Source organism: Nitratidesulfovibrio liaohensis (genome assembly GCF_011682075.1).
GTDB classification, from domain to species: domain Bacteria; phylum Desulfobacterota; class Desulfovibrionia; order Desulfovibrionales; family Desulfovibrionaceae; genus Cupidesulfovibrio; species Cupidesulfovibrio liaohensis.
The window spans coordinates 1-7,984 of the sequence record NZ_VSMK01000057.1 but is presented as its reverse complement, the minus strand read 5'-3'; the positions used below and the strand labels follow the sequence as shown (position 1 = coordinate 7,984).

Below are 7,984 nucleotides of genomic sequence, written 5' to 3'. Positions count from 1 at the left end.
AGGCCGCGCAGCGCGGCCCAGTCCATGACCGCCCCGTGACCGCCGCCGCTGGTGCCCGCATCCAGCAGAAAACAGCGCACGTGCGGGGCAAGCACGGCCAGTTCGGCGTGCAGCGAAGCGCGGTCGGCCCCTGCGTTCAGGCCCGCCGCATCCACATGACGCTGCGGCCATGCCACGCGGATGACCCGTTCCGGCCCCACCCGGTCGCAGAAGGCGGCGTCCTGCCCGCCGTGCAACTGGGCAAAGTCCAGCCGGGCCGCGTCCATGACGGCCAGCACCTCGCCGGCGGACTGCTTCACGAACACCCCCACCCGCGCCATGCCGTGGCTGTGCAGCCCGGCGGCCACGGCGGGCGTTACCCCGCGCGGGCTGGCCGGGTGAAAGATGAACCCGCACAGGTCCACCCCGGCCTCCGCGCAGGCGTCCGCATCCTGCTGCCGGGTCAGGCCGCAGACCTTCACCAGCAGGCGGGAGGGGGCGTCGAACAGGGCGGATGATCTCATCGAGTTCCTTCGCTTTTGCCGCAATCTGGCACGACAGGATTTTCGTTCTCCGGCAAGGAAGGCGAGCCCGACGCGCAGGGAGCGTACTCCGACCGTACGTGACCGGAGCAGGCGGCGCAGCCTGACGCAGCCGGAGGACGAAAGGACGGAGTGCCCTCGCGCCCCAGAAGGCGCATCAGTGAGCCTTTGAGGTCGCCGCCATCCATGAGCGCAGTGCCCACCAATGCCGCGTCATACCCGGCAGCGGCGGCTTCCGCCAGATGGCGGTTCTCGCTGATGCCGCTGGCCGCTATCCACACCTCGCCGGGGGCGCGCAGCGGCCCCAGCCGCAGGCAGGCGGTGCGGTCCACGGCAAGGGTTTCCAGATCGCGGTTGTTCACCTGGATGACCCGTGCGCCGGATTCACGCGCCAGCGCCAGATCCGCCTCGTCGAAGATCTCCACCACGGCGTGCATGCCGTGCGTTTCGGCCTGCTCGCGCAGGTCGCGCAGGGTGCGCGCATCGGGCGTCAGCCGTACGATCAGCAGCAGCGCCGCCGCCGGAGTGGCCGCCGTGGCCGCCACCTGCAACGGGTCCATGATGAAGTCCTTGCGCAGCAGAGGGACATCGGGATTCACCCCGGCCATGCGGCCAAGGTAGGCCAGGTCGCCGCCGAAGTACTGCTCCTCGGTCAGCACCGAGATGGCCGTGGCCCCTGCGTCAGTGTAGGCCAAGGCGGCGTCCTCGGGCGACACGCCCGTCTCGATGACCCCGCGCGAGGGCGAGGCGCGCTTGTACTCCGCGATGACCGCCACCGGCGCATCGGGGTATCCGGTGCAGTCCCGCAGCGCCCGCAGGAAGTCGGGGCGCGGTGTGCCGCCACCTGTCCCAGCAGCCAACGGCGCGGGCAACCCGCCAGCCTCGGCCAGCTTGCGCAGCCGGTCCAGTTCCGGCTGCTTGGCAATGCGGAAACGATCAAGCATGCAGCACCTTCCCCCCTGCCCCGGCGGCCAAAGCCAGCCGCGCGGCGGCCATGGCGTCGGGCAGGGCCAGCCCCGGCTCCAGCAGATGCAGGGCCATGCCCACGTTCAGCACCAGCATGTCGCGCATGGGGGCGGGGCCGCCGCCGGACAGCAGTTCGCGCAACACGCGCACGGCGGTGTCGCGGTCGGGCACGGCCAGTTCCTCCGGGGTGCACGGCGCGATGCCGTAGTCCGCCGGGTCCACGCTGATTTCCGTCAGCGTGCCGCGCCCTTCGCCGTCGCCCTCCAGCAGCATGATGCGGGCGGGGCCCATGGGCGTCAGCTCGTCGTAGCCGCCCGCGCCATGCACCACCGCCGCCCGGCGCACGCCGGTCAACAGCAGGGTGCGGGCCATCAGGGGCAGCAGTTCGGCGCGGGCCACCCCCAGCAGCATGTGGCTGGGCCGGGCCGGGTTGAGCAGCGGCCCCAGCAGGTTGAACAGGGTGCGCACGCCCAGTTCGCGCCGGATGGGCATGACGTTGCGGAACGCCGGGTGAAAGCGCGGCGCGAACAGGAAGGCGAAGTTGCGCTGCGCCACCAGCCTGCGCACGTCCTCCGGATCCAGTTCCAGCGGCAGGCCCAGGCCCTCCACCGCGTCCGCCGCCCCGCACGAGGACGACACCGCGCGGTTGCCGTGCTTGACCACCCGGTGCCCCATGCCCGCCAGCGTCAGCGCCGTGGCCGTGGAGCAGTTGAACGACGAGCGGCCATCGCCGCCGGTGCCCACGATGTCGATGGTGGGACCGTCGATGCCGGTCACCCGCACGGCGCGGGCCAGCGCGGCGCGCACCGCCTCGGTGAGTTCCTGCGGTGTCTCGCCCTTCATGCGCAGGCCCATCAGGAACGAACCCGCCTGCGCGCAGGTCATCTCGCCGTCCATCAGGCGCGAGAACCCGGCCTCTGCCAGTTCCGGGGCAAGGTCCATGCCCGTGGCCAGTGTTTCCAGTATGGTAGACGTTGCGGTCTGCATTTGCTGTCTCCTTCAGGAGTTCTTTGTCGGATGGTCCTTCCGGGGAGGGGGCCCTTTTGGAAAAGGGTCTCCCTCCCCGGACCCCTCCCCCCAAAAACTTTCCATCGGGCTTCGTGCCCTGATGCATCGTTTCTGTTCAGGCCCTGCCCCCCATGAAAAGTTTTGGGGGGATGGGGTGGGGGTCCGGGGGCGGGGAAGGGAGACCTTTTTCAAAAGGTCCCCTTCCTCGCCCCCGACTCCTCTTTCACGCAACACCCGTGGCCTTCCCCGCCACCTGGGCGGGAAAGTTGGCGAGCATGCGCACGCCGTCGGGGGTCAGCACGGATTCGGGGTGAAACTGCACGCCCACCCACGGGCGGTCGGTGTAGCGCAGGGCCATCACCTCGCCTTCGGGGGCGCGGGCGGTGACGGCCAGCAGGTCAGGGCGTTCCTCGGCGTGCACGATGAGCGAGTGGTAGCGGCCCACCTGCATGGGGCTGGGCACGCCGTGGAACAGGCCCTGCCCGTCGTGGGTGATGTCCGAGGTCTTGCCGTGCATGATGCGCGGGCCCACATCCACTGTGGCCCCGGCGAACAGGCCCAGCACCTGATGCCCCAGACACACGCCCAGCACGGGCACGGTGTGCGGCAGGCGTGACAGGAAATCGAGGCAGAAGCCCGCGTTGCGGGGGTGGCTGGGGCCGGGCGAGATGCACACCATCGAAAGCTTCGGGTCTTCGGCCATGGCGGGCACGGCGGGGTCGTCGTTGCGGACCACCACCGGATGCAGCCCAAGGCCGTAGAACGCCTGCACCAGATTGAAGGTGAACGAGTCGTAGTTATCGATTAACAGGAACATATTCCCCTCCGGTAACGGCGGCGCGGATGACGGCGGCCTTGTTGTTGCACTCCTTCCATTCCATCTCGGGCACGGAATCGAACACGATGCCCGCACCGGCCTGCCAGTGCACCTGCCCGTCGCGCACCCACAGGGAACGGATGGTGATGCCGGTGTCCAGATTCACGCTGCCCCGGTCCAGCCCCAGCCAGCCAATGGCCCCGGCGTAGGGACCGCGCGCCAGGCCTTCCGCCTCGGAGATAATTTCCATGGCCCGCACCTTGGGCGCGCCGCTGACGGTGCCCGCCGGGAAGGTGGCGGCCAGCACGTCCAGCGCGTCGCGGCCCGGTTCGATCTGCGCGGTGACGCGCGAGGTCAGGTGCATGACGTGCGAGAACTTTTCCACGTCCATGAACCGCTCCACCTGCACGGTGCCCGGCGCGGCGATGCGGCCAAGGTCGTTGCGGCCAAGGTCCACCAGCATGACGTGCTCTGCGCGTTCCTTGGGGTCTTCCAGCAGTTCCTGCGCCAGGGCGGTGTCGTGGGCGTCGTCCGTGCCGCGCGGGCGGGTGCCCGCAATGGGGCTGACCTGCAGCTTGTCGGCCCGACAGCGCACCATGACCTCCGGCGAGGACCCCAGCAGCGAGACGCCGGGCAGCCGCATGAAGAACATGTACGGCGATGGGTTGATGCGGCGCAGGCGGCGGTACAGGGTGAACGGGTCGCCGCTGAACGAGGCCTGGAAGCGGGTGGACAGCACCACCTGGATGGCCTCGCCCTGACGGATCATGTCCTTCACCCGGGCCACGGCGCGGGTGTACACGGCCTGTTCCGGCACGTTGACCACGGGACCCACTTCCGGCGGCTCCGGCGTGCGGTCCACCTGGCTGCGGTCCACCCTGGCCCCGGGCAGGTCGGTGAGCGAAAGCTGGCACAGCCGGTTGTACAGGTGGTCGAACAGCACCACGGTGCCGGGCAGGGCCAGGCAGGCTTCCGCCGACGAGGTCGGCAGCACCTTGGCCAGCTTGGGCTCGAACAGCCCGGACACGCCGTAGCCGAAGTAGCCGTACAGGGCGCGAGTGATGGGGGGCTGGTCGGCAAAGGCCGCGTCCGGCTCGATGCGCAGGGCGCGCATCACCGCGCGGGTACCCTCGATGAAGCTCATGCCGTCAAAGGCGCGCAGCGGGGCAAGGCGCGGGTCGCGCACGGCCACTTCCAGCTTGCCGTCGCGGCAGCCAAGGCGCAGCAGGAAGTTGAAGGCGATGACGCTGTACCGGCCCCAGCGGCCGTCCACTTCGGCGCTTTCCAGCAGGATGCCCTGCCCGGACCCCACCATGCCGAGAAACACGCTGATGGGGGTGTCCACGTCGGCCTCCAGCCAGCGGCCCGTCTGACGCAGCACGATCTCGCCGCCTTCGGGCAGCGGGGGGATCTCGTCTCCGGAACCGGTGGGGGCGCAAGGGCAGCCGTTGCCATTGGCCGGGTTGTGCGCGGTTTCCGGAGCCTGGAGAGCCTTCGCCGTTTCGGGGGCTTCGGCCTGTGCGGGCATTTCGGGCATTTCCATCTGGGTTCTCCTTCAAGTTCGGCGTGCCGTGAGTGGTGCATCGAAAACAAAAAGCCGCGCTCCCGGGGAGGGAGCGCGGCCTACTATTGCCTTGTCCGTTACTCTACTACTCGCGTGCAGCTATGACGGACGCACTCCTCCCCTTTCGGTGTGCGAACGCCACCACCACTGGGCGCGGTCTACCAGCACGTCCACATCGCCGGCGGCGGCGAAGTTGAGGAACGACAGGTAGCTGCGGACAGCGGTCTGGCTGTGGGGATTGGCTTCGAACATGCCTTCGAAGAGAGATGCGTCCTCGGTCAGCATCTTGCGCGCCGCGTCGAGGCGGCGGCGGAACGAGGGGGTGATGAAGGGGGTCAGCTCGTCGCGGTGGGCCAGCGTGGCAAGGTAGGCAACGCTGGTGATGAAATTGAGGCCCTGGATGCAGGCGGCGGCCTCGTCATGTTCGTCGGCGGTGGTACGGAAGGGCACGCAGCCCATGTCGGTGAACACGCGCTCGATGAGCGCCACGTCCGATTCGTGGGCCGCATCGCCGGGGGTTACGGCCACGCGCAGGTTCTCCGCAGGATCACCTGCGGGCGGCACCGGGCCGAACAGCGGATGGGTGCCCACCACGGGGCCAGCGTAGTGGCGCTCCATGACCTGCATGGGGCGCACCTTGACGGAGGTGATGTCGGCCAGCACCTGCATGCCGTTCAGCAGCGGGGCCACCTGGCGCAGCACCTCGTCCATGACTTCCACGGGCACGCACAACAGCACGGCGGCAGCCCCGTCCACGGCATGACGCAAGGCATCCTGCGTCAGCGGACGGTCCACGCCCCCCACCGCGTATCCCGCGGCGGAGAGCCTGTCGGCGAACAGGCGGCCCATGCGGCCCCCCGCGCCGACCAGCGCGATTTTCACTGCGTTCATGCGCGCACCTTTTCCCACTCGTTCCAGAAATGCGGGAACGACTTGGCCACGCAGGCCGGGTCGTCCAGAACCACATGTACCCCGGCGAAGCCCAGAAGCGCAAGGCTCATGGCCATGCGATGGTCGCCGTATGACAAAAATGGCATCACTTTTTCGTCAATAACCGGAGCCGGACCGCCACTGCGCAGCGAACCATGCACGATGAGGCCGTCGTCCAGTTCCTCCACCCGTACCCCGGCCTTGCGCAGTTCCGCTGCGGGGGCCGACAGTCGGTCGCATTCCTTGATGCGCAGGTGCGCCACGTTGCGGATGGTGGTCACGCCCTGGGCAAAGGCCGCCGTGGCCGCCACCGTGGGCACGAGGTCCGGGCAGTGACCCATGTCCACTTCCACCCCGGTCAGGCTGGACGGGGCCACCACCACGCCGTTGTCGGCCCGCTCGAAGCGCGCGCCCATGCGGCCCAGAATGTCCAGCATGGCCCGGTCGCCCTGCAACGAATCCACCCGCAAGCCCGCCACGCGCACCGGGCGCGGGCCCACGGCCCCCGCCGCCAGGAAGTACGAGGCGTTGGACCAGTCGCCCTCCACGCGGTAGTTGCCCGCGCGGTACACCCCCGGCGACACCACGAAGCGCACCAGGCCGGGACGTACTTCACGCAGCATTCTCCAGTCGTCGGCCTGCCACTTGCCGCGCGGGGTCTCGCGCGTTTCCACGCGAAAGCCGATGCCGAAGTCCTCCAGCGCCTGCAGGGTCAGGGCCACGTACGGCCACGACACCACCTTGTCGCCGGAAACCTCGATGGTCAGCCCGCTGGTAAGCGGCGCGGCCAGCAGCAGGCCCGACAGGTACTGGCTGGATTCGCCAAGGCCGATGGCCGTCGACCCGCCGGACATGCCGTCGGAATCGATGAGCAGCGGCGGGCAGCCTTCGCGGCCTTCATAGGTCACGCGCACCCCGCGCCCGCGCAGCACGTCCACCAGTTCGCCGATGGGCCGTTCGTGCATGCGCGGCGCGCCGTGAATGCGGAACTGGCCCTTGCCCGCCGCCAGCACCGCCGTCAGCAGGCGGCACGTGGTGCCCGATTCGTGCACGTCGCACGATACCGGCGCGTCAAACCCGCCCGCAGGCGTGCCCGCCACGCCCGACACCGCGAACCTGCCGTCGCCCTGGCGCTCGATCCGCGCGCCCGCAGCCCGCAGGATGTCCGCCGTGCGCTCTATGTCGCGGCTTTCCAGCACATGCTCCACCACCGAATCACCCGCCGCCAGCGCCGCCCCGATCAGCATGCGGTGCGACACCGACTTGGACGGCGGCGCCGCCACGATCACGGTTTCACGCTTGGTTTCCATAGAAATTCCTTTGGATATCTTTCGGGAGAGTTCCCGGGGAGGGGACCTTTTGCGGCAGCCGTTATGTAAGCGCTTGCGCGAACATTACGGATGGCGTCCGCAACGCGTAAAAAGGTCTCCCTCCCCGGACCCCTCCCCCAAAAACTTTCTAACAGGGGCAGACGCCTCATCTCACCCAACGCTCCCCAAGGCTATTCCCCTTGGGCATCCCAGAATCCGCTATTCCGCCGCCCACGTGAACCGCTACGGGCCGCAGTCTTTGCACGCTCCAGGATTTTCGTTCTCCGGCAAGGAAGATGAGCTTTTTGCGAAGGGAGCGTACTCTTCTCGTACGTGACCGGAGCAAAAAGTGAAATCTGACGCAGCCGGAGGGCGAAAGGACGGAGCGTGCGCGCCGCGTCAATCACCGCTCATATCCAGTTGCGGCCCGGCGGGGTAGCTCCCCAATATCCTGAGGGTATGACACAGCCTGCGCAGTTCGTGCACCACCCGGCCATAGTCCTCGTTGCCAAGGTCGCATTCCACGTCCACGAAAAACACGTATTTCCACTTTTCGCCGCGCAGGGGGCGCGACTCCAGCTTCTTCATGTTGATTCCCTCGCGGGCCAGCAGGTTCAGCACCTCTGCCAGCGCGCCGGGCCTGTCCGGCACAGAGAACAGCATGGAGGTCTTGTCCGTGCCGGGCTGGCCCGCCGGAGCGGGGCCGATGACCACGAAACGCGTCCAGTTGTCCGGCTGGTCCTCTATGCCGCGCGCCAGGATGTTCAGCCCCAGCAGCGACGCCAGGCTGCGGTGCCCGATGGCCGCCGCGCCCTTTTCGCCCACCACGCGGCGCGCGGCGGAGGCGGTGGAATCCGCCGGGATGATC

Annotated in this window: 8 protein-coding genes; all 8 read right to left on the bottom strand. The window is 68.7% G+C overall.

Annotation, left to right across the window (positions count from 1 at the left end):
• Nucleotides 1–503, bottom strand: a 503-nt coding sequence (locus tag FVW27_RS02650) for a phosphoribosylanthranilate isomerase (RefSeq protein ID WP_167122512.1), incomplete at its 3' end; no start/stop codon positions are given.
• A complete protein-coding gene (locus FVW27_RS02645) occupies nucleotides 500–1,465 on the bottom strand; it encodes a beta/alpha barrel domain-containing protein (RefSeq protein ID WP_167122510.1) in 966 nt (321 codons plus the stop codon). The genes FVW27_RS02645 and FVW27_RS02650, both read right to left, overlap by 4 nt.
• Nucleotides 1,458–2,474 (bottom strand): anthranilate phosphoribosyltransferase, encoded by a 1,017-nt coding sequence (gene trpD / locus FVW27_RS02640; RefSeq protein ID WP_167122508.1) that lies wholly within the window; start codon nucleotides 2,472–2,474, stop codon nucleotides 1,458–1,460. Before trpD ends, FVW27_RS02645 begins: the two co-directional genes overlap by 8 nt.
• A 244-nt stretch (nucleotides 2,475–2,718) precedes the next feature.
• Complete coding sequence (locus tag FVW27_RS02635; RefSeq protein ID WP_167122506.1) at nucleotides 2,719–3,312, bottom strand: anthranilate synthase component II; 594 nt, start codon at nucleotides 3,310–3,312, stop codon at nucleotides 2,719–2,721.
• A complete protein-coding gene (locus tag FVW27_RS02630; protein WP_243838168.1) occupies nucleotides 3,293–4,855 on the bottom strand; it encodes an anthranilate synthase component I family protein in 1,563 nt (520 codons plus the stop codon). Before FVW27_RS02630 ends, FVW27_RS02635 begins: the two co-directional genes overlap by 20 nt.
• Before the next feature lie 120 nt (nucleotides 4,856–4,975).
• Nucleotides 4,976–5,767 (bottom strand): prephenate dehydrogenase, encoded by a 792-nt coding sequence (locus tag FVW27_RS02625; protein ID WP_167122504.1) that lies wholly within the window; start codon nucleotides 5,765–5,767, stop codon nucleotides 4,976–4,978.
• Entirely contained in the window at nucleotides 5,764–7,116 is a 1,353-nt protein-coding gene (locus FVW27_RS02620) for a 3-phosphoshikimate 1-carboxyvinyltransferase (protein ID WP_167122502.1), read from the bottom strand. The genes FVW27_RS02625 and FVW27_RS02620 overlap by 4 nt, the downstream gene beginning before the upstream one ends.
• Before the next feature lie 399 nt (nucleotides 7,117–7,515).
• On the bottom strand, nucleotides 7,516–7,984 hold a 469-nt coding region (locus FVW27_RS02615; RefSeq protein ID WP_167122500.1), incomplete at its 5' end, for a prephenate dehydratase.

Excerpts from the sequence above, each read along its gene's own strand:
- FVW27_RS02645 (WP_167122510.1), bottom strand. The coding sequence starts at position 1,465 with ATGCTTGATCGTTTCCGCATTGCCAAGCAGCCGGAACTGGACCGGCTG.
- trpD (WP_167122508.1), bottom strand. The coding sequence starts at position 2,474 with ATGCAGACCGCAACGTCTACCATACTGGAAACACTGGCCACGGGCATG.
- FVW27_RS02635 (WP_167122506.1), bottom strand. The coding sequence starts at position 3,312 with ATGTTCCTGTTAATCGATAACTACGACTCGTTCACCTTCAATCTGGTG.
- FVW27_RS02630 (WP_243838168.1), bottom strand. The coding sequence starts at position 4,855 with ATGGAAATGCCCGAAATGCCCGCACAGGCCGAAGCCCCCGAAACGGCG.
- FVW27_RS02625 (WP_167122504.1), bottom strand. The coding sequence starts at position 5,767 with ATGAACGCAGTGAAAATCGCGCTGGTCGGCGCGGGGGGCCGCATGGGC.
- FVW27_RS02620 (WP_167122502.1), bottom strand. The coding sequence starts at position 7,116 with ATGGAAACCAAGCGTGAAACCGTGATCGTGGCGGCGCCGCCGTCCAAG.